This window comes from Megasphaera sueciensis (assembly GCF_050219315.1).
GTDB lineage: Bacteria > Bacillota > Negativicutes > Veillonellales > Megasphaeraceae > Megasphaera_A > Megasphaera_A sueciensis.
In genome coordinates this window covers 684,600-706,955 of sequence record NZ_CP116939.1, presented here as the reverse complement: position 1 = coordinate 706,955, position 22,356 = coordinate 684,600, and the positions used below count along the sequence as shown (strand labels likewise).

Genomic DNA, 22,356 nt, shown 5'->3' with positions numbered 1-22,356 from the left:
TCGTGAATTCATATCGATCTTATGCTATATTTTTATATACGGCCGGGACAGCTACGGCATGTATCGCAGCTGTCCTGTTTTTATGTTGGAAACTTCTTGAACCAGGATTGTCTATGTATATCCCTATATTACAGCCTATTATAGGGATCGTATTGTTTTTTGCGGCAATTTGCTGCATAATTCTATACGGATTACTTTGGATAGTTGCATATACCAATTTTTTGAAAGGTAAAAAATTAAATCGTATTTTTAATACCTATTTGCGTATCGTTTACCCATTGACTAAATTGTTTTCTTCTAATAAAAAAAATGTAAACGAAGCGTATATTGCATTTCTTAATCATTTAGTTCTTCGCTGCCATTTTTCCATACCACCTCATCATGTACTTATACTAGCACCTCACTGTCTGCAGTGGGATCAATGTCCGCATAAAATAACAAGAAATATCAATAACTGCCATATGTGCGGCAAGTGTTCCATTGGAAGAATTCGAGAATTGGCAGAAAAAAGAAATATGCATTTTTCTGTAGCTACAGGAGGGACTCTTGCCCGGCAAATAGTACGGGAATATCGCCCGCAGGCAATTGTTGCCATCGCCTGTGAGCGGGATTTGATCAGTGGCATGCAGGACGTCTCGCCATTGCCTGTATTAGGCTTATTAAATGAACGGCCCTATGGCCCTTGCTTCAATACAACTGTTGACATAGAAAAGTTGGAAAAATTATTAGATATCATTACAGGGAGAAAATTATGAATGTACGCGAATTAGCCTGTCAAAGTTTATTTACGGTTTGTCAGGACAAAGGCTATAGCAATATTGTCGTATCACACACTTTGCAGAAATATAAATTAGTTGATCGGGATCGCCGGTTTTACACAGAACTTGTCTATGGTACACTGCGTCATTTGAATTATTTGGATTGGATTATTGACGCAGTAAGCACACGTAAAATAATGAAACTGGATCCTATTTGCCTGGTTATTTTGCGGATGGGATTATATCAGATTTTTTGTCTTACAAAAGTTCCTGAATCGGCAGCTTGTAATGAGTCTGTAAAATTGGCAACTCGTTTTGGCAATAAGGGAATGGCAAAATTCGTTAATGGAATTTTGCGCAACGGGATTCGCCGCCGTATGGAATTTACTATTCCGACATTGGAGGACAATACAATTTTACATCTTTCTCTGACATACCATCAGCAGCAATGGCTGATAAAAAAATGGATTGCTGATTATGGCACAGAGGAAACGATTGCATTATGCCGTTATTTTGAAACGATTCCCCGTCTTTGCCTCCGGGCAAATACTACGAAAATCTCCCGAGACGAATTATTGCATAATCTGCAGCAGCGGAATATGGATGCTGAGATTGCGCCATATGCACCGGAGGGAATTTATTTAAACGCGATTCCTTCTATACACGATATTCCCGAATTACAGCAAGGGCTGGCTTTTATTCAAGATGAATCATCCATGTTGGTGGCCCATGTGCTTGATCCTAAACCTAACGAGGTGATATTTGATGTTTGCGCTGCTCCCGGAGGTAAGACCACGCATATTGCAGCACTGGCAGGAGATACGTCCATTGTATATGGATGCGATATTTATGATCACAAATTGCAGCTTATAGAAAAGAATGCCAACCATCTGGGACTTTCTAATGTTCGAGTATTACTCCAAGATGCTGCAACAATTGGTGAGATGTATGCGAATCGTGCGGATCGCGTATTAGTGGATGCTCCTTGTTCTGGATTGGGTGTTTTAAAGCGGAAACTGGATTTGCGGTGGCGTAAAAAAACGATGGATTTAAAAAGACTGCCGGTGCTGCAGCTAACTATCTTGGAAAGTGCTTCAAAGTGTGTAAAATCGGGAGGAATTCTTGTTTACAGTACTTGTACGATGAATGATGATGAAAATGTTCATGTTGTAGAAACGTTTTTAAAACGACATCCGGAGTTTAAGCCGGAAAAAGCTTCTGATTATTGCAGCATTTACAAAGAAGGACCGTATATACAATTACTGCCGCAAGTTGATAATTTGGACGGATTTTTTATTGCACGATTACGAAGAGGAGAATAAATATGGTCAATGTTTTTGATATGACAAAACATGAGTTGGAACAATTTTTAGAAATGTATAATATCAAAAAGTTCAGAGCTTCACAAATATTTCAATATATTTATAAACAAGGAATTACGAACTGGGATGATATGGTTCTCTTGCCTAAAAAAGACAGAGAATTACTTCAGGAAAAGGCTCCTATATATTTCCCTGAAGTAATGGATAGATTGGAATCCAGTGATGGGAGAACAGTGAAGTTATTGCTGCGTATGGCCGATGGCAATACGGTTGAATCTGTAATGATGAAGCATGATTACGGAAATTCTATATGTGTTTCCACACAGGTGGGGTGTTCTGTAAAATGTGTATTTTGTGCATCGGCAAAAAATGGATTTATACGGAATTTAACTGCCGGAGAAATGATAGTTCAACTTTTAGCATTTAAAAAACAGGTAGATTCGGAGCTGCATTCATTGGTTCTTATGGGAACAGGAGAACCTTTATTGAATTATGAAAATGTTCTCCGGTTTTTGCACATGATTCATGAAAAGGAAACATTTTATATGGGATATCGAAATATTACTCTATCAACGGCAGGTATTGTACCGCGTATGTATGACTTGGCTGAGGAAGGAATTCCTATTACATTAGCCGTCTCATTGCATGCACCTACAACAGACATACGAAAAGAACTGATGCCCATAACAAACACCTATCCGCTGGAAGATGTATTAACGGCTGCCGATACTTATTTTCTTAAAACAGGACGTAAGGTTACGTATGAATACATTCTTATAAAAAATGTAAATTGCAGTATTTCGTGTGCTGAAATACTGACACGTATCATGAAAGGGAAAAATATCCTTATCAATATCATTCCCCTCAACGATAATTATGATGTTGGATTACGCAAACCGAGCCAGATGGAAACAAATCGTTTCTTTTCTTATTTACAAAAGCAGGGATTAAATGTTACACTACGGAAAGAGATGGGAAGTCAAATACAAGCCGCCTGTGGTCAATTGCGCATAAAGCGCGAAAATATTTGACATATGCAGATGAATATGATTGAATTGTGTATGTAAAGCAGTACCGCGAAAGGACGTGGGGATTTGGGCATATACGGTGAATCCAAAATTGGATTGGTGCGAAAAGTAAATGAAGATTCGTTTTATATCAGCCAAGAGCAGGATGTTTTTGTTGTTGCCGATGGTATGGGTGGATATGTCGGCGGAGAAATTGCCAGCAGCACGGCTGTAGAAGCTATTGCTTACTATTTTCAAAATTATACGCATGTCTCACCAGTTCAGTTGGAAAAAGCTGTTCAATATGCAAATTCCTGTATATTAAGCAAGGCTATGATAGAACCTTCCTTAAAGGGAATGGGAACTACTGTATCTTTGCTTACAATAGCAGACCATAAAGCAAACTGGGCTCACGTAGGGGACAGCCGTATTTATGTTTTGCGGAATAATCAGCTGACTCAAATCACTGTTGATCATTCAATCGTAGAAGTTTTATTGGATGAAGGAAAAATAACCAAAGAAGAAGCAGAACATCATCCCAAAAAGAATATTTTGACCCGAGCCGTTGGAGTAGATCGTGATCTTAAAGTTGACACGGGTTCTTTTGATATTTTTCCTGGTGATCGAATATTGCTATGTACGGATGGATTAAATTCATTTGTTAATAAGGATGACTTACAAAAAGCATTGCAAGAGTATTCCCGCAAGGAACGGGATATTATAAATGATTTATTTGAACGCGTTTATGTAAATGGCGCGAATGATAATGTAACGGCTATTTTGGTTACTATTTGATATAATTTTCAGAACATATACATGGTGGAGAATCCAAAATGATTGGTCATATATTAGATAATCGATATAAAATATTGGAAAAAGTCGGTTCTGGCGGTATGGCGTGTGTTTATAAAGCACAAGATATTTTATTGGATCGGATAGTCGCAGTCAAAATCCTTCATGAAAAACTTGGGAATGATCATGATTTTCTGGTTCGTTTTCGTCAGGAGGCACAGGCAGCTGCCAAATTATCGCATCCTAATATAGTAAATATATATGATGTCGGATATGATGAAAATGTTCATTATATAGTGATGGAATACATTCGCGGAGAGACTCTTAAGGAATTTATTGAAAAACACGGACATCTTCCTATCAATAATGCCATACAAATCACGTTTGATATTGGTGAGGCTCTGGAACATGCACATAGTAACGGTATTATTCATTGTGATATAAAGCCGCATAATATATTAGTTACCGAATCAGGCCATATTAAAGTTGCTGATTTTGGGATTGCCAGAGCTGTTAATTCTACTACAGCTAACGCCAAAGATGGTTCTATTCTCGGCTCAGTTCATTATTTTTCACCGGAACAGGCCAGCGGCGGAAAAATTGATGAGCGTACAGATATTTATTCCTTAGGTGTCGTCATGTATGAAATGATGACAGGTGTCGTACCTTTTCATGGGGATACAGCAATTACCGTTGCACTTCAACATGTCCAAGATGAAATACCGCTTCCCAGTAAATATAATCGCCGTATTCCGCAATTGGTAGAGCGGTGTATCCTAAAGGCAATGGCCAAAAATCCAGATGACCGTTTTCAATCTGTAAGTGAAATGATGGCGGAAATGCGTTTGGCTCAGGGATTTGTCAATCCTAACAAAGGGGCCTTGCCTATTATTAAAAACAATTTTAACACACAGAAGATTCAGCCTGTAAAAGTAAAAGAACCGAATAAATCCAACGTGTTTACCCGTATTATGGATAACATTAGTAACCATTCTAAAAAGTCCATTATTATGGCCATGCTTGGGGTTTTTGTCATCGCTTTTTTATGGGCATTTTTTTCTTTTGGTAATTTCTGGAGCACGGAGGAAATAACCGTTCCTGATGTAACCGGAAAACAGGTGGAAATTGCTAAACAAATATTGACGAAGGAAAATTTAAACGTCTCTATTAAGGAAATTGATAATTCTGATGTTCCTATTGGACAGGTCATCACACAAACCCCAACAGGGGGGAGCGTTGTAAAGGCCAAACGAACCATTTATCTTACTGTCAGTAAGGGACATGATGGTTCCGAGGTACTTATTCCTGATTTACGGGGATTAACCTTAGATGAAGCAAAGTTGAAATTAAAAGACATAGGATTATCCATTGGACATGTTACTCACTCCAGCAGCAGCAAATATAAAGAAGGAACGATTATGAGCCAGAGTCCCTCTTCGCCTAAAAAAGTCCCTAAGGATACGTCAATTGATGTTGTTGTGTGTGAAAATTCTGAAACAAAAGATCAGCAGTCATCTGCTCCTAATGTTATCGGTATGCCTTTGGATGCTGCAGTGAAAGCGTTGGAAAGTGCAGGATATTCTGCTGGTACAATTGCTAATATTGACAATAGTAAAGATACTAGTCAAGCACAAGTTACCATGCAGTCAGCAGATGGCAGTAATCCGAATGTAATCAATTTGAACGTAGAATATAGCAAAACTACGACAGATGATAAGAATAATAATCAAGAGGCTCCCGGAACTACTCATACAGGAACCGTTAATATCAGTGTACCTGCTGGAGCCTCCAGCCAGCATGTACAAATTATTGTAAGCGATGATAATGGCTCACATGTTGTTTATGATCGTAATCAATCAGGGGGGGACAGTATCACTAAAAATGTCAGTGGTACAGGTAAAACACGAGTACGTGTTTATATAAACAATTCTTTGGTTCAAGACAAATACATCTAGGAGGATCATGGTCAAAGGAAAGGTAATCAAAAACTATAACGGCTATTATTATATCGACTTGGACTTGCCGGAATCTTTGATAGAATGCCGGCGCCGTGGTAAGTTGAAACAGAAAATACTTGTTGGTGATGAAGTGGAAATAACCGTACTGGACAATCATACCGGTGTTATCGAACAATTACTGCCGCGGCGCAACGAAATTCGTCGTCCGGGACTTGCAAATATTGATCAGATGGTTGTTATTATGGCGGCGCAATCACCGGCTCCTAACCGCTTTTTAGTGGATAAAATGCTGATGACCTGTGAGTATGCAGGCATTCACCCGCATTTATGTTTGAATAAATGCGATTTAGATAGAACTACGGCTGAGGCATATCGAGATTTTTACGAATCATGTGATTACAAAACATTGATCGTATCTGCGCAAACGGGTGAAGGAATGGATGAAATATTATCACTTTTACCACAGAAAATGACAGCATTTGCCGGCCCTTCCGGAGTGGGAAAATCCAGCCTTTTATCTCGTATTTTAGGACGAAACGATCTAACTATCGGATGTGTGAGCAGTAAAATACAACGCGGCAGGCATACAACAAGACATTCAGAAATAATGAAGCTTAATTATAAAACTTATGTAGTGGATACACCTGGTTTTAGCGCATTGGAATTTGAACATTTAGATCCTAAGGAATTATTTTGTCTTTTTCCGGATATGATTCCTTATTTTGGAAACTGCCGCTTTTCCTCCTGCCTGCATCGCACAGAACCCGATTGCTCGGTTAAACGTGCTGTGGCTGAAGGAAAAATAAAAATGGAACGATATGAAACATATTGTAAAATTTTAACAACTATATTGGAAAGGAAGCGATAATACGTATGATTAAGATTGGACCTTCTCTTTTGTCCGCAGACTTTTCAAAACTATCTGAAGAAATAAAGGATATAGAACAGAGTGGTGCAGACTTTTTGCATTTAGACTTGATGGATGGGCATTTTGTTCCTAATTTAACGTTTGGAATCCCTGTTATTGAAACAATACGCAAATGTTCAGACCTGCCTTTTGATGCTCATTTAATGGTAGAACATCCGGAAAATTATATTGAAGGCTTAGCAAAAGCAGGGATTACCTATGTTACTGTACATCAGGAGGCATGCACCCATTTAGACCGCGTACTGCATCAGATTAAAGAAGCTGGCATGAAGTGCGGGGTGGCTCTGAATCCAGCTACGCCGGTGTCTTCTTTAAAGAATATAGCATCATTTCTCGATATGATAGTAATCATGAGTGTAAATCCAGGTTTTGGCGGACAGAAATTCATTTCTTACACAACCGATAAAATCAAAGAGTCTTGCCGTATACTGGATAATGCAGAAAATACACATGCCGTTGTTGAAGTGGATGGCGGTATAAATCCGAAAACGGCAAAATTAGCAGTTGAAGCTGGGGCGATGTTTCTGGTTGCCGGCAGTGCAGTTTTTGGTGCCGACGACCGAAAAACAGCAATAGCTGCGCTGCGTTGAAGCGCGTATATGGCTGATTTATGTATAAATATTGCATTTGGTTTCTTTTTATGATACCATAATAAAGGAATTACAAGAGAATATAGATATAGTCTTTGAGGCAAGGTGCGAAAGTGTTACTTTCAATTCCTGACCGGCGGTAAAAGTCCGCTAACCTCGTCATGAGGTTGAATCGATGCAATTTCGATACCGACAGTACAGTCTGGATGGGAAAAGACAGCAGATATCTTTTTTTGTTGCGCTGAAAAGGCTATTGGTGTTTTTACCGATAGCCTTTTGCTATTTATAAATGGAAAGGAATGAATCTATTGGAACCCATAGAATATATGCAAAAAGCTCTTTCTCTGGCAAAACTGGCAGCCGGATATACATCACCCAACCCGGCCGTTGGTTGTGTTATCGTTAACAACGGGCATATAGTCGGCACGGGATACCATCATAAAGCAGGGACTCCTCACGCCGAAGTGTGGGCTTTGAAAGAAGCAGGAGAAGAAGCCAAGGGAAGTACCGTATATGTTACACTTGAACCATGTGCACACTATGGACGTACCCCGCCGTGCGCTAAAACATTAGTAGAAAAAGGCGTAGCCAAAGTTGTAATTGCTATGTTGGATCCTAATCCGCTGGTAGCCGGCAAGGGAGCGGCTATCCTGCGTACTGCGGGAATACAAGTGGAAGTCGGCCTTTTATCTAAAGAAGCAGTTAAGCTTAATGAAGCATTTATCAAGTGGATGCTTGTAGAAAAACCATTTATTGCAGCTAAATTAGCGGAAAGCCTGGATGGGAAAATTGCTACACGTACGGGAAATTCTCAATGGATTACAAATCATTGGGCACGCAGCTACGGACATTATCTCCGTTCTGTGCATGACGGCATTTTGGTTGGTATTGGGACGATTTTAGCCGATAATCCTATGCTGACATGCCGTATTGATCGGGAAGCGCAGGAAACGCCTCACCAACCTACCCGAATTATTCTTGATTCCCATGGACGTATACCCTTGCAATCTCGCGTCGTTACTGACCGGACGACTTCAACAATTGTTGTAACGACAGAAGTTTGTTTGCCTGCAAAACGTATTTCTTTGGAGAACGCAGGAGTTACTGTACTTGAAGTACCCATGAATAAAGAAAGACAAGTTGATTTATCGGCAGCGATGGACAGTTTGGGTGAAAACGGAATACATAGCATCCTGATCGAAGGAGGCGCCGCTGTACAAGGAAGTTTTTTTGATGCCCATCTAATTGATAAAATTTATGCATTTATTGGAAATAAGGTGTTAGGGGGGATGCAGTCTCTGCCGGCTGTAGCCGGTATCGGTGTTGCTTCTCTTGATCAATGCATACCTTTGGTGTTCGAATCGGTACAGGTAAAAGAAAATAATATACTGATTGAAGCTTATAATGCAGAAAGGAAGGGGACCTATGTTCACTGGCATCATTGAGGAAATCGGAACTATCGGCTCTTTGGATCGCAGAGCCGACTCCATTCGTTTAACCATCCAAGCCAAAAAAGTGCTTGAAGATACGCGAATAGGGGACAGTATAGCAGTCAATGGAGTTTGTTTAACCGTTACTATGCTGACCAACAACGGATTTACGGCAGACGTTATGCATGAAACTATGATGCGCTCGTCTTTGCGGGACAGCAAGAGCGGTTCACAAGTGAATTTAGAACGTGCACTCCAAGTTGGCAGCCGGTTGGGCGGGCATATTGTGAGCGGTCATATCGATGGAATAGGCCATATTAACCGTATTACTGTTGATGGGATTGCTCGTATTATTGCTGTTGCGATTCCTGAAGATATGGCACCTTTTATTGTTGAGAAAGGTTCCATTGCCATAGACGGTATCAGTTTAACTGTAGCATCTGTTCATTCAGAATACTTTACCGTTTCTGTTATTCCCCATACGATGGAAAACACAATATTACTTACGAAACGTGTGGGGGCTGTTGTTAACCTGGAAACAGATATGATTGGTAAATACGTTTATAACTTTACTGCAGATTATACATCTTCGAGCGCAAAAAAATTAACACTGCAGCATTTATTGGAAAATGGTTTTTGATTTATTTATTAGAGGAGAGTGCTATAATGGAAATGTTAAAAGAAGGAAATTTATTAGGTTCTGGTTTAAAATTTGGTATTGTTGCTGCTCGTTTCAACGAATTTATAACAAGCAAGCTTTTAGGCGGTGCGTATGATGCACTGTCCCGCCATGGCGTAGATAAAGAAAATGTTACAACCGCATGGGTACCCGGAGCTTTTGAAATTCCACTGATTGCACAGAAAATGGCAGAATCGAAAAAATTTGATGCAGTTATTTGTCTTGGTGCTGTTATTCGCGGAGCTACCAGTCATTATGATTTGGTTTGCGGAGAAGCTGCCAAAGGAATTGCTCAAGTTTCATTGAAAACAGGTGTTCCGGTTATGTTTGGCATCCTTACAACCGAAAATATTGAACAAGCTGTCGAACGTGCGGGCACTAAAGCTGGAAATAAAGGCTTTGACGTGGCTGTCAGTGCTATTGAAATGGTCAATCTTATAAAAGAATTAAAAAAATAATGTTTGTTGGATGAACAGGGACTGGGAAAATTTCCGGTCCCTGTTCCCATATAATAAATAAAGTAATAAATAAAATTTAAAGTTTTAAAGTTGCGAAATTAGAATCATTTCTTATTACTGTTGCAATAATTGTATAGGATGAAGCATTGTATAGAATGTTTCATTATTTCATAATCCCTGAAGGAAGCGTAACTGTACACTAAACAACGATTAATATGCAAAATGAGATATCTGTTTGTCCCTCTCTCGTAATAGCCTATTATAAACAAAATAAGTAAAAGTTATTAAGAAAAACAAAAACGCTCTTGATTACTAATGACGTTTTGCCTATAATGAAATTAAATTATTAGTTTATGTAATACGTATGATAATAAACACGGCATGGCTTACATCCCTTTACATCGGGCGGCGCAATGTAACGCTATGCCGATGGTGTATTATGTAGTAAATAATTTATTTTTATAAGGCAGGTGATAGGCTTAGGGTCAAGATATAGTGTAGCGTGTTTTTTATAACAAAAATAAGTATTTGGAAATGATAAGAGACATACACGCTTTACCCTATATGGCCGAAATGAAATAACTAAAAGGTGGAGTTTTTTGTTTTAAGTTCGTATGAAAGGGTGTGTTTAAGGATGATGGTTATTTTAGCATTATTGCCAATTTTATGGCTGGTTATAGGCCTGGCAATTTTGAAAGTTCCTGCATGGAAGGCTTGTACGATTGCCGTAATTATTTCGTTTATTGTCGCTATTGCAGCGTATGGACAAGGTACTATTGTTATGGGATCTGCTGCATTGGAAGGTGTGGCACTGGCAATTTGGCCTATCCTATTAGTTATTACAGCGGCTATTTTTACGTATAATTTGGTATTATATACGAAGGCTATGGATATCATCAAGCAAATGCTTACTAGTGTAAGTAATGACCGCCGTATCATTGCTTTACTGCTTGCTTGGGGATTCGGTGCATTTATGGAAGGAATGGCTGGATTTGGTACCGCTGTTGCGATTCCTGCCAGCATGATGTTTGCTTTGGGATTTGATCCGATTAAATCTATACTGGCCTGCCTTATTGCCAATACAGTGCCAACACCATTCGGATCTATCGCTATTCCTACTACTACGATGGCTTCTCTTACTGGATTGGATTTATCCCAGTTAGGAATTTATACGGCAATGATGAATGCTGTTTTAGATATTACGTGTCCGTTCTTGGTAGTGATGGTTATTGCCGGGGGTCCAAAAGCTTTAAAAGGCGTTTTTGGGGTCACTTTAATTTCTGGACTGGCACTTCTTATTCCGGAATATTTGATTTGTATTGCTATCGGACCTGAATTAGCTGTTATTGCTCCATCTATTATCATTATGGGTGCCATTGTTATTTGTGCTAAAATATTTAAAAATGACAATCCTGAATATGCAATGGATACCAAAGTCGAACCTGTTGACTTCAATACAGGGGTTAAAGCTGCCATGCCATTTATTTTGATTTTTGTATTTTTACTTATTACATCTAAATTGGTTCCATTTATCAATACTCCGCTGGCAGCTATTCAAACAGCTGTCCCAATTTATATCGGAGCAGGGGCTAAACCGTATACGTTTGTTTGGATTGCAACTCCTGGCATCATGATTTTCTTGGCTGCATTTATTGGTGGCAAAGTACAAGGTGCATCATGGAGTGAATTGTTTAACGTATTTGGCTCAACGCTGAAAGGACTTCGCTTTACCTATATTACGATCATAGCTGTTGTTGTAACCGCAAAACTGATGACATACAGTGGTATGACGGCGGATATTGCAAAAGCCCTTGTATATGCTACAGGTACGGGATATCCTGCTTTTGCACCTGTTGTGGGTGCTCTTGGTGCATTTATTACTGGCTCTGCGACAAACACAAATGTTCTCTTTGGGCCATTGCAAACGGCTGCTGCTGCGGGCATTCCAGGGTCTAGTCCTGCTTGGCTTGCTGCTGCAAACTCTGCCGGTGCAGGTATCGGCAAGATGCTTTCTCCTCAAAGTATTGCCTTATCTATCGGTGCTGTTGGCACGGTTGTTCAAGGTAAAGAAAGTGTTATTATGAAGGGAATTTTTGGATATTTTGTTCTGTATCTGGTGATTGCAGGTGCATGGTGCTTTTTTGGTCAAGCGTTTCTTTAATTCGTCTATATAAAGAATAGTATAAAAAATGAACTCGATATACCATCGAGTTCATTTTTGCTTTTATTGTTCCTGTTCTTCCTCTTTATATGATTCCACATCAGGAATATCTTTTGTGTTGAAACCGATAATACGTCGTGGAGCAGAAATATCATCATTTCGAGGAACTGCAACCAACAGCAGATTGAGTTGTGATAAGTGCTGTACCAGTTCAACTTTAGAATTATCTGAAAGTTCTCCATAAAAAACAATCATATTAGGGTCCCAGTACCCAACGTCTTGTATACTGAACGTGATATTTCCTGAAGATACTAACCGACCGCCAGCTTGCATAGTATCAGGAAGATCTGATTCAAAATGGTTAATCAAGGAGACGATTCGTTTATACATATCTGATGCTAAATAAGGCGTTTCAGGATCGTTTTCTTCATAACTTTCCGAATCGGATGGAGGTATTATAGTGATATCCTTTGTTTTATTGTTCTTTTTTGCCATGCATATCACATCCTAAATAATTTATTTTAATCATTCATACTATATATTCACCAAATTAGTACGCTTTTCCTGCCGGCATATATAAATTGCGTCCGTTTTGATGTATAATATGTAATATCAGTACTGAAGAAGGGACGATTTATTTATTATGTTATATACGGATAAGATTATACATTACACAACAGAAGAACGTATTCGTGTTTCTATTGCGTTAACAAAGAATATTGCTGAAACCGCTCGTAAGCGCCATGGATTATCCCCCGTAGCCGCTGCGGCGTTAGGAAGAACTATGACAGGTGCGTTGCTCTTAGCGGGTGATTATAAAAATCATGAAGGCGTTTCGATTTGTATTAAAGGAGATGGACCTTTAGGAGCTATTTATGCGGATGCTTTTGATACCAATAAAGTTCGTGGTTATGTTGATAATCCAATTGTCGATATTCCTTTGAAAGAAAATGGCAAGCTGGATGTAGGAAAGGCTGTGGGGCAAGGAAAGGTTATGGTAACTCGCTTCACACCCGAAAAAACAACGTATACCAGTCAATCAAATCTCGTTACAGGAGAAATTGCCGAAGATTTAGCTTACTATTTATATACTTCCGAACAAGTCCCTTCAACAATCAGTTTGGGCGTATTAGTAGAGAGAGATTATTCTATTGCTGCTTCTGGAGGTTTTTTAGTCCAAGCGCTGCCAGGTGCTGCTGATGAAAATCTGGCGCAGGTCGAAGCAAATATATCAGGTATAGGCGCTATTACAACGTATTTATCAAATCATATATGCGGTGAAGGATTGATTGAGTGTATTTTGCATGGATTGCATTATAAGGAACTGTACAGACAAAATCTGCATTGGCAATGTACTTGTTCACAGCAGCGGATTGAAAATGTCCTTCTATCTTTAAGCGATGCAGATAAGCAGGAATTATTAAAGGACCCGCAGGTGGAGATGACATGCCACTATTGTGGGAAAAAATATGTGATCAGTCAAAAGGAATTGCAACATTTATATCATTGCTAAAAAAGGAGATGACTGCTATGGGACGTATTGCTATTATTGGCGGTACCGGTGTATGTGATGCTACGATGCTGAATCAGGTGAAAGAAGATACCATGGATAATTTCTATGGCACAATTAAATATATGAAGGGGACTTATAAAGGAAAAGATATTGTTTTTTTGCCGCGGCACGGGAAAAATCACCAAATTCCACCGCATCTTATTAATTACCGGGCCAATATCCTTGGATTAAAACAACTAGGAGTAACAACGATTATTGCTACGACAGCAGTAGGATCGCTGAACCAATCGTATAAACCGGATGATTTTGTACTTCAAGATCAGTTTCTTGATTTTACAAAAATGCGTCATACTACTTTTTTTGATGGTGGTAAGAATGGAGTTGTCCATGTAGATATGACAAGTCCATATTGTCCGCATTTACGGCAGACTATTGTTGAAGCTGGGGCGGAGCTGGGGTATACCGTACATCCCCAAGGAACCTATGTATGTACAGAAGGTCCTCGTTTTGAAACACCAGCTGAAATTAAAATGTTTGAAAAATTAGGGGGAGATCTTGTCGGTATGACAAATGTTCCTGAAGTTTGCTTAGCGCGGGAAGCTGAAATGTGTTATTCTACCATTTCTATGATTACCAATTTTGCCGCCGGAATTTCACCGACTCCATTGACGCATTCCGAAGTAGTGGAATGTATGGCAAAAAATTCGGAACGATTGAAAAAATTGATTTTAAAATCAATTGAAATGTATGTAGATGATGAATCTTGTGAATGCCGCCATACGTTAAAAGATTATGGAGGATTTACGATATAATTATGGATACAATGCGTTGGAAGAATGGCCGCTTGATTCTTTTGGATCAAACAAAACTGCCGGCTAAAGTGATGTATATTACCTGTACCCATTGGAACGAAGTACGGGATGCTATTCGGATCCTTGCTGTACGAGGAGCTCCGGCAATTGGAGTCGCTGCTGCCTATGGCATGGTGTTGGCTGCGTATGAAGTCTTAAAAAACAATCCTACCATCACGACGTCTGAGTATATTGCCGAGTTGCAGCATATCAGCAAAAAAATGGATGCAGCAAGACCGACAGCTGTTAATTTGCATTGGGCACTGACTCAAGTAATGACGACTGCTAACCATATGACAGCCGCAGCTGCTTGGGAAATAACTAAGATTCTCGAAAAACAAGCCATAGCCATGCAGCATGAAGATGTAGCCATTAATACAGCACTATCCACTTATGGGGCCGACGAATTATTGAAATATACGAATAAACCACTTACTATTTTAACTCATTGTAATGCCGGCGCATTGGCAACGGCAGGTGTAGGAACTGCATTAGGCGTGATTCGGGCATTACATAAAAAAAATCGAATTCGCATGGTATATGCAGATGAAACACGTCCTTTACTGCAGGGAGCTCGACTTACAGCAACAGAATTAATGAGTGATGGAATTCCCGTAACACTCATTACCGATAACATGGCTGCTTGGGTTATGAAAACAAAAGGTGTGGATGCTGTCATTGTCGGAGCGGATCGCATTACAGGCAATGGAGATACGGCAAACAAAATAGGAACATACGGTGTTTCCTTATTGGCAAGAGCACATCACATTCCGTTTTATGTGGCTGCACCTGTTTCTACTTTTGATTTAACCCTGCAGACAGGAGCGGAAATTCCTATTGAAGAAAGAAATCCTGATGAAGTTCGATGTATTGGAGAGGTAGCAATTTCCTTAAAAAATGCATCGGTTTTTAATCCTGCGTTTGATGTGACACCCCATGAAAATATTAAAGCTATATTTACAGAGTTTGGTGTACTTCAAAACCCCGATTCATATACTATATTCAAATTTTTTAAACAGAAAGAGGTCTTGTAATGATGGAATCAATGATTCGTGATTTTTCACTTGCTTCTAAAGGGCACGAAAAGATTAGCTGGGTAGATCATTATATGCCCACGTTAAATGCAATCGGCAGTATATTAAAGGAAAAACAAACCTTTAAAGGAAAAACGATTGCAGTAAGCGTTCATTTGGAAGCTAAAACCGCATATCTGGCTAAAGTTTTACATCGTGCGGGAGCACATGTTGTTGTTACCGGCAGCAATCCGTTATCGACGCAGGATGACGTAGCGGCAGCACTGGTAGATGATGGATTAACGGTATACTCATGGTATAATGCAACGAATGATGAATATTTCACATTTCTAAATAAGGCATTGGATCATCATCCAGATATTATTATTGATGATGGGGGGGATCTTGTCCATTTATTGCATACGACACGAGCGGATGCACGGGAAAATATAATGGGCGGCACCGAAGAAACCACAACAGGAGTAAACAGACTGCGCGGATTGGATAAAAGGGGAGCTTTACAATTTCCTATGATTGCAGCCAACGATTCCTATTGTAAATATCTTTTTGATAACAGATATGGCACTGGACAGTCTACATGGGACGGGATTATGCGGACGACCAATCTTACGGTTGTCGGTAAACGCGTGGTTATTGCCGGATATGGCTGGTGTGGACGAGGCTGTGCCATGCGGGCCAAAGGTCTGGGAGCACATGTTATTGTAACAGAGGTCAATCCTATCAAGGCAATTGAAGCCGTATTCGATGGTTTTGAAGTGATGACGATGGAAGAAGCTGCAAAAATAGGTGACATCTTTGTAACCTTGACCGGATGTGAAAATGTTATCCGCGGTGAACATATGAAGAATATGAAAGATGGCACTGTTATGGCTAATGCCGGACATTTTGACGTTGAAATTAATAAAAAAGAGTTAGAACAGATGGCTGTCGCTCATTTTGAAGCGCGACACAATATTGAAGGATACAAGCTGCCGAATGGGCATATTATTAATTTAATTGCGGAAGGTAGACTGGTTAATTTGGCAGCAGGAGACGGCCATCCGGCTGAAATTATGGATTTATCTTTTGCTGTACAAGCTATGGCAGCAAAATATCTGATGGAACACTATCAGGAATTAGAAAACCATGTATATGTACTGCCTCATACCATTGATACGGAAATTGCTAATATAAAATTATCATCTATGGGCTATCAGATAGATAGTCTTACGGATAAACAACGTGCGTATCTTAATCTGGATTAAGGAGACGGTTACAAATCTATGAAAACATTAATAAAGAATGTAGGCATTTATAAAGACCATGTCATAACAGAACATCAAAATATTGCCATTGAAGACACACGAATCAGTGGATTCCCTGATATTATACATGCTGATGAATATGATACGATAATAGAAGGGAAGGGGATGCTGGCAACTCCGGGATTTGTTAATACGCACAATCATATTGCCATGACTGTATTTCGCAGTTATGCCGATGATATGCAGTTAATGGATTGGCTGGAAAAGAAAATTTGGCCCGCAGAAGATAAACTGGACAGCGATATTGTGTATGCACAGACTATGTTAGGCATTGCCGAAATGATTCGCTGTGGAACAACAAGTTTTGCAGATATGTATTTTTTTATGAATGATGTAGCTAAAGCAGTATCTGAAACAGGTATTCGAGCTTCTTTATGTCGCGGAATGACTGGATGTACTCCCAGTGGGATGCAAGCTTTAAAAGAAAGTAAAACGTTTTACCAAGATTGGAATGGTAAAGCTGACGGACGTATTACTGTTATGCTGGGTCCCCATGCGCCTTATACCTGCGCTCCTGATTATCTGCGCAAAGTAGTAGCTTTAGCACATGAATTACATGCAGAAATACATATTCATTTATGTGAGACGAAAGGCGAGGTTGAAAATATAAAGAAACAGTACGGAAAATCACCGATTCTCTTGATGGATGATTTGGGTATTTTTGATTGCGGATGTTTGGCAGCACATTGTGTATGGGTGGACGATGCAGATTTAGAGATAATGGCCAGAAAACATGTCCGTGTCGCTCATAACCCGGGAAGTAATTTAAAATTAGCCAGTGGAATCGCACCGATTCATACTATGCTGCAAAAAGGCATTACCGTAGGATTAGGTACAGACGGCGCTTCCAGTAATAATAATCTGGATATATTCGAGGAAATGCGGTTGGCTGCATTGATCCATAAAGCGAATACACTGGATCCGTTGATTATTCCTGCGGAAACGGCTGTTAATTTATTAACAGAAGGCGGTGCTAAGGCTCTTGGCTATACCGATGTCGGAAAACTGCAGGAAGGCTATAAAGCAGATATTACACTAATAAATCGTGAAGGTTTGCATTGGTATCCTAAAAATGATATGATGTCACTGCTGGCGTATTCAGCGAATAGCTTTGATGTAGACACCGTTATTGTAGATGGAAATATTTTGCTGCGCAATAAAGAATTTACTACATTAGATATTGATAAAATTCGTTTTGAAGCAGAACGGACTAAAGATAAACTTTTTAATTCATTATGATAAAATATTTCTTTAACTAATTGAATTCAAAGATAAAGTATGATACAATTACTTCCGATAATTTAACGTTATCGGAAGTAATTGTATTTTTGTTCTTTCTGGAATTTTTTAATAAAATATATCGATATTCTTTTATATTCAATATTATTGTTAAGGAGTGATTATGTTGGATCATCCACCCAAATACTTTTATTTACATAATGCCGATATCATGGCGGCTAACACAAAATTGACAGACAAAAGTCGTCAAAGCATATATATTTCCCGATCTGAAAATACAATTGACGCATATGAGTCGGATTGGAATGATTTTTATGATTGGTGTGACCACCATCATGTACAAGCATTCCCTGCCGAACCGGAAACTATTATAAATTATATTAACGATTTGGCTGATAATGCCAAAGCAAATACGGTAGCTCGCAGAATCAGCGCATTAACAGAAAATTTTGATGCCGCTGGCATCAAGGATAATCCCTGTCGCTTCCCTATCGTAAAAAATGCCTTAAAAGGAATAAAACGAATGAAAGGGACAATGCAGCGTGGAAAACTGCCGGTATTATTCGATGATATACGGGAAATGTTACATTGTATGGAAGGAGACGAATTACAACAAGCCAGAGATAAAGCTATCCTGCTTGTTGGATTTTACGGAGCTATGCGGCGTTCAGAAATAGCCGGCCTTGACATGGAAGATTTGCGATTTACCCGCTTAGGTCTGCTTATTACACTGCGTAAGTCTAAAACCGATCAAATGGATCAAGGACAAATGATTGCAATCCCTTATGTTAAAGATAAAGATGTCTGTGCTGTACAAGCATTAAAAGATTGGATAGCACTCAGCGGTATTACCACAGGACCTGTTTTCCGCGGTTTTACAAGAAGCCATGGGCTCCGCAAAAATCGGATATCAGATAAATCAATTGCTCTCCTTGTAAAACAATATGTTGGACTTGTGGGTATGGATCCTAAAGATTATGGAGCGCACAGCTTGCGACACGGTTTTGCAACGTCAGCAGCACAACACCATGTAGAAGAACGGCAAATCATGAGACAGACACGTCATAAATCACAAGCTATCGTTAGACGGTATATAGATGAAGCGGATAAACTTATTGATAATCCTATATTTAAAATTACGGGTGATAAAAAATAAACATAATAGTAATAAACAAAAAGAAATGCACCTTAAAATTTGATTTTGAGGTGCATTTCTCTTTGTTTTTATGCTGTATGTGTACTATATTAAGTTGTCTTAATTTCCTATCAAAGTTGTACATCAAAATGAGATTTCACTGTTTCAATGCTGCTGTCATGCACCGGTATTTGTAATATTTGTCCGGGATAAATATCATCATTATTAGATAAATGATTTACTTTTAAAATACCGTCTACGACATCCCGTACATCTGTTCCGCTGTCAACGGCTGCTGATGCAATATTCCATACGGTATCTCCTGTATGTACTCGGACAGGAATATATTGTGCATTATCATGAAATATCCATCCTAATTGAGTAATGGATACTATAAGAGCGGTTAGAACAAAAAAATATTTTAAATTTATCAGAGGGTGTTGATTTCTTTTCTTCATGTAGATCACTCCCGTTTAGAACAAATGTTTGATTACATGTTTATTATATCGCCGAACAATTGTTCTTGTCAAGTATTAATGTGAACAAATGTTTGATTTATTCCTTTATATCATATATAATGAGATAAAAGAATAAGGAGTGATGCGTAATGATGATGACTAGTGAAAAAAACTTAACCACCCGTCAACGCCAAATCTTAGAATATATACGTGAATCTGTTCATAAATATGGATATCCCCCATCAGTTCGTGAAATTTGCAAAGAAGTAGGACTGAGTTCTACTTCTACGGTTCACGGCTATTTACACCGTTTGGAAACCCTAGGCTTTATCCGCCGTGATCCAACCAAAAATCGTACCATTGAATTACTGGATGAAGGCTCATGGCGTTCAAAAAAAATTGTTCCCCTCCCCTTAGTTGGGCAAGTACGTGCTGGCTCACCTGCTTTGGCGGAAGAATATGTAGAAGATGTATATCCTTTTTCTGCTGAATTTATTGGTGAAGACGATTGCTTTATGTTAACTGTAAAAGGTGACAGTATGATACAAGCAGGTATATATGAAGGAGACTATCTGGTAATACGCCGTCAGGATACAGCAAATAACGGCGAAATCGTAGTGGCTTTAATCGACGATGAGGCTACAGTGAAGCGATACTATAAAGAAGATGAACATATTCGTCTGCAGCCGGAAAATGACAATTATGAACCGATTATTACCAGGAACTGTTCTATTTTGGGGAAGGTAGTTGGCCTTTTTCGAAAATATTGATACGTTTTATCCGGTCAATGATTATCCTTGCCGTTCTTTTAGAATTAAAATTTTCTGCAGCTGATATGTGGTTGCTTTTTTACAAAGATTATCTATTGGTAAAAGTTTTTAGTTCACACTGTTTGACAATTAAAGAGCAGTTGATATAATAAAATCATATAGCAGTATAATTGAATTAATGATGATTTTTGTTTTTGACAGGAGGTACCTAATATGAATAATGATGAAAAAAAAGAACAATTGGAATTAATTGCTTCTCAATTAAAAGAATTGAGGGATATGCATAAGTTAAATATTATTTCTGATGATGAATATGAAAAACGTACTTTTTATCTGTTGCATCCCAGTACGGTAAAATCTCCGGAAATGAAGGAAAATAAACCAGCTATCAGTGAAGAATTATTGGATCAGCTCAAAGACATCAGAGATATGCATAAGTTGAGTGTTATTTCGGATGTAGAGTTTGAAAAGAAACTATATGAACTGCTGCATAAACAAAAAAAGTAGTTTAAAATAAATAAAGATATGCCTTATAACGGCATATCTTTATTTATTTTAAACCATCAATTATAATTGGAGCAATTCATTGAGGTATTTACGTTGATATGGCTTATATTTTTCTTCTATGTTACAGCTGTTTTTTTCAATCAGAATATGTACGATATCTAATAATTGATCAATTTTTCTGTTTACATTATTATTTTTTCCTTTTATCATTTCGCTGCATTGTTCAAGTAATTTTTTTGCTTCCCTATATTCTTTTTTCAAAATCAACCAACGGGCCTGAAATAAAAAGCGGTAAGAATCATCAAAATCGATAATATAATAATATGTATTCCAAGACTTATAGAATGCTTCTTCCTGACGATTTCGCAAATATAATTTGAATAATCCCATATACATGTGTTTAAAGCCAGAGGCCATTTTTTTATTTTGCCGACGTATGCAATCTATTTCACAGGCAAGTTTATAATATTTTTCGGCTTTTTCATATAAAATATGGGGATCGGAACACCGCGTATATTGTAATGAATAGTCATAAAACTTACCTATCATATAATAAACATCCCAAGATCTAGCAATAATTTGTTCACGATTGGCAAGTGTTTGTATATCTATGATATCTCCAGCGTCTGTGGGAAGGCATTCTTCCCGCAAAATGCATTTTAAACAATGACTTATTTCGGAAAATTTTTTCATTTCGAAAGAAGATATTTCCTTTTCTTTTGGTTGAAAATCAAATAGCAATATCAATTCATTGAGCAGTGAAGATCGTTTGGCAATTAATCCCAGTCCGCAGCGGCAGACACCATAGCAGGATTTTATGTATATTCGTTGTAGACGCTTTTTTTCTTTTTCCTGTAAATGTTCATATTGCTCTACTGCCTGTAAATATATGATATAGGCTTTTTTTCTTTTTTCCATGATTTCGCCGAAAGATTGGATAGAATGTATATTATTGGAAGCCATATATAATAGATGAGCATAGCGATATAAGTCCAATACGTCAGGCCTATGCAGTCTTATTTTTTCATATAAGATATCGGCATTCCGTTCGCATTCTTCTATACTAATAGGCCAAGAGGCTTTATTGGAAAAAAGCAACGAATTATAGCCGATATATTCACTATAGTATAAATATGCCATCCCTTTAATTGAATTATAATTTTCTTTTTCATTTTCTGTTTTTTGAAGAGCGGCGGCATAAGTTTGATGTGCTAATTTAATATATTTTGCGTGCTGTTCTTCGGAGCGGGCCGCATGCATATAAATAAATGCTAATTTGTTTAATAATACCGGTGAATTCTTATACTCAGTGGGTATTTTATTTTCTGCTTGAAGCTGTTGCAAACAAAGTTGCCATTCTTTCATTTTCAGACCTTGATTCATGATATCCAATATAAATTCTTCTCTGCTTTGTACCATTTCATTACTCCCGTCATTATAAATTTTATTGATTACCTATATT

At 38.4% G+C, this 22,356-nt stretch carries 22 protein-coding genes and 1 riboswitch; of the genes, 19 read left to right on the top strand and 3 right to left on the bottom strand.

The features are described 5' to 3' along the window. Positions 1-2 precede the first annotated feature (2 nt). The 11 genes from NXG62_RS03385 (at position 3) to NXG62_RS03335 (ending at position 12,083) form a co-directional block, all read left to right on the top strand. On the top strand, positions 3-755 hold the full coding sequence (locus NXG62_RS03385; RefSeq protein ID WP_322351618.1) for a DUF116 domain-containing protein: 753 nt from the start codon (positions 3-5) through the stop codon (positions 753-755). Beyond that, positions 752-2,080: a 16S rRNA (cytosine(967)-C(5))-methyltransferase RsmB gene (gene rsmB, locus NXG62_RS03380; protein ID WP_427113578.1), complete on the top strand. Its 1,329-nt coding sequence runs from the start codon at positions 752-754 to the stop codon at positions 2,078-2,080. The genes NXG62_RS03385 and rsmB overlap by 4 nt, the downstream gene beginning before the upstream one ends. Before the next feature lie 2 nt (positions 2,081-2,082). Continuing rightward, positions 2,083-3,111 carry a 23S rRNA (adenine(2503)-C(2))-methyltransferase RlmN gene (rlmN, locus tag NXG62_RS03375; protein WP_427113577.1) on the top strand — a complete coding sequence of 343 codons (1,029 nt, stop codon included), beginning with the start codon at positions 2,083-2,085 and terminating at the stop codon, positions 3,109-3,111. 63 nt (positions 3,112-3,174) lie between these two features. Beyond that, positions 3,175-3,882: a Stp1/IreP family PP2C-type Ser/Thr phosphatase gene (locus NXG62_RS03370; RefSeq protein WP_427113576.1), complete on the top strand. Its 708-nt coding sequence runs from the start codon at positions 3,175-3,177 to the stop codon at positions 3,880-3,882. Positions 3,883-3,920: 38 nt separating this feature from the next. Further along, positions 3,921-5,834: a Stk1 family PASTA domain-containing Ser/Thr kinase gene (gene pknB / locus NXG62_RS03365; RefSeq protein ID WP_427113575.1), complete on the top strand. Its 1,914-nt coding sequence runs from the start codon at positions 3,921-3,923 to the stop codon at positions 5,832-5,834. A 7-nt stretch (positions 5,835-5,841) separates the two neighbouring features. Next, positions 5,842-6,705, top strand: a complete 864-nt coding sequence (rsgA, locus tag NXG62_RS03360) for a ribosome small subunit-dependent GTPase A (protein ID WP_427113574.1) — start codon at positions 5,842-5,844, stop codon at positions 6,703-6,705. Between the two features lie 5 nt (positions 6,706-6,710). Beyond that, positions 6,711-7,355 carry a ribulose-phosphate 3-epimerase gene (gene rpe, locus NXG62_RS03355; protein WP_427113573.1) on the top strand — a complete coding sequence of 215 codons (645 nt, stop codon included), beginning with the start codon at positions 6,711-6,713 and terminating at the stop codon, positions 7,353-7,355. Positions 7,356-7,442: 87 nt separating this feature from the next. After that, positions 7,443-7,577: riboswitch (FMN riboswitch) on the top strand. Positions 7,578-7,663: 86 nt separating this feature from the next. After that, positions 7,664-8,800, top strand: a complete 1,137-nt coding sequence (ribD, locus tag NXG62_RS03350) for a bifunctional diaminohydroxyphosphoribosylaminopyrimidine deaminase/5-amino-6-(5-phosphoribosylamino)uracil reductase RibD (RefSeq protein ID WP_427113572.1) — start codon at positions 7,664-7,666, stop codon at positions 8,798-8,800. Continuing rightward, entirely contained in the window at positions 8,781-9,425 is a 645-nt protein-coding gene (locus tag NXG62_RS03345; RefSeq protein ID WP_427113571.1) for a riboflavin synthase, read from the top strand. Before ribD ends, NXG62_RS03345 begins: the two co-directional genes overlap by 20 nt. Positions 9,426-9,451: 26 nt before the next feature. Further along, positions 9,452-9,922, top strand: a complete 471-nt coding sequence (gene ribH, locus NXG62_RS03340) for a 6,7-dimethyl-8-ribityllumazine synthase (RefSeq protein ID WP_427113570.1) — start codon at positions 9,452-9,454, stop codon at positions 9,920-9,922. A gap of 637 nt (positions 9,923-10,559) precedes the next feature. Next, positions 10,560-12,083: an L-lactate permease gene (locus NXG62_RS03335; RefSeq protein WP_427114227.1), complete on the top strand. Its 1,524-nt coding sequence runs from the start codon at positions 10,560-10,562 to the stop codon at positions 12,081-12,083. A gap of 63 nt (positions 12,084-12,146) precedes the next feature. Here NXG62_RS03335 and NXG62_RS03330 read toward each other — a convergent pair whose 3' ends face one another. Further along, on the bottom strand, positions 12,147-12,578 hold the full coding sequence (locus NXG62_RS03330; protein ID WP_427113568.1) for a DUF6173 family protein: 432 nt from the start codon (positions 12,576-12,578) through the stop codon (positions 12,147-12,149). 148 nt (positions 12,579-12,726) lie between these two features. Here NXG62_RS03330 and hslO point away from each other — a divergent pair, with 148 nt between their 5' ends. The 6 genes from hslO (at position 12,727) to NXG62_RS03300 (ending at position 19,180) form a co-directional block, all read left to right on the top strand. Continuing rightward, positions 12,727-13,596: an Hsp33 family molecular chaperone HslO gene (gene hslO, locus NXG62_RS03325; RefSeq protein WP_427113567.1), complete on the top strand. Its 870-nt coding sequence runs from the start codon at positions 12,727-12,729 to the stop codon at positions 13,594-13,596. Between the two features lie 17 nt (positions 13,597-13,613). Then, on the top strand, positions 13,614-14,408 hold the full coding sequence (gene mtnP, locus NXG62_RS03320) for an S-methyl-5'-thioadenosine phosphorylase (RefSeq protein ID WP_427114226.1): 795 nt from the start codon (positions 13,614-13,616) through the stop codon (positions 14,406-14,408). A 2-nt stretch (positions 14,409-14,410) separates the two neighbouring features. After that, positions 14,411-15,481, top strand: a complete 1,071-nt coding sequence (gene mtnA, locus NXG62_RS03315) for an S-methyl-5-thioribose-1-phosphate isomerase (protein WP_427113566.1) — start codon at positions 14,411-14,413, stop codon at positions 15,479-15,481. Positions 15,482-15,483: 2 nt separating this feature from the next. Continuing rightward, entirely contained in the window at positions 15,484-16,725 is a 1,242-nt protein-coding gene (locus NXG62_RS03310; protein WP_427114225.1) for an adenosylhomocysteinase, read from the top strand. Between the two features lie 18 nt (positions 16,726-16,743). After that, complete coding sequence (locus NXG62_RS03305) at positions 16,744-18,024, top strand: amidohydrolase (protein ID WP_427113564.1); 1,281 nt, start codon at positions 16,744-16,746, stop codon at positions 18,022-18,024. Between the two features lie 163 nt (positions 18,025-18,187). Then, positions 18,188-19,180, top strand: a complete 993-nt coding sequence (locus NXG62_RS03300) for a site-specific integrase (protein WP_427113562.1) — start codon at positions 18,188-18,190, stop codon at positions 19,178-19,180. A 110-nt stretch (positions 19,181-19,290) separates the two neighbouring features. On the opposite strand, the gene NXG62_RS03295 is transcribed toward NXG62_RS03300, so the two are convergent. Next, a complete protein-coding gene (locus NXG62_RS03295; RefSeq protein WP_427113561.1) occupies positions 19,291-19,617 on the bottom strand; it encodes a LysM peptidoglycan-binding domain-containing protein in 327 nt (108 codons plus the stop codon). A 152-nt stretch (positions 19,618-19,769) separates the two neighbouring features. Here NXG62_RS03295 and lexA point away from each other — a divergent pair, with 152 nt between their 5' ends. After that, positions 19,770-20,387, top strand: a complete 618-nt coding sequence (gene lexA / locus NXG62_RS03290) for a transcriptional repressor LexA (protein WP_427114224.1) — start codon at positions 19,770-19,772, stop codon at positions 20,385-20,387. Between the two features lie 213 nt (positions 20,388-20,600). Next, complete coding sequence (locus NXG62_RS03285; RefSeq protein ID WP_427113560.1) at positions 20,601-20,894, top strand: hypothetical protein; 294 nt, start codon at positions 20,601-20,603, stop codon at positions 20,892-20,894. A gap of 60 nt (positions 20,895-20,954) precedes the next feature. Here the strand turns inward: NXG62_RS03285 and NXG62_RS03280 are convergent, their stop codons facing one another. After that, a complete protein-coding gene (locus NXG62_RS03280) occupies positions 20,955-22,313 on the bottom strand; it encodes a hypothetical protein (RefSeq protein WP_427113559.1) in 1,359 nt (452 codons plus the stop codon). Between the last annotated feature and the right edge of the window lie 43 nt (positions 22,314-22,356).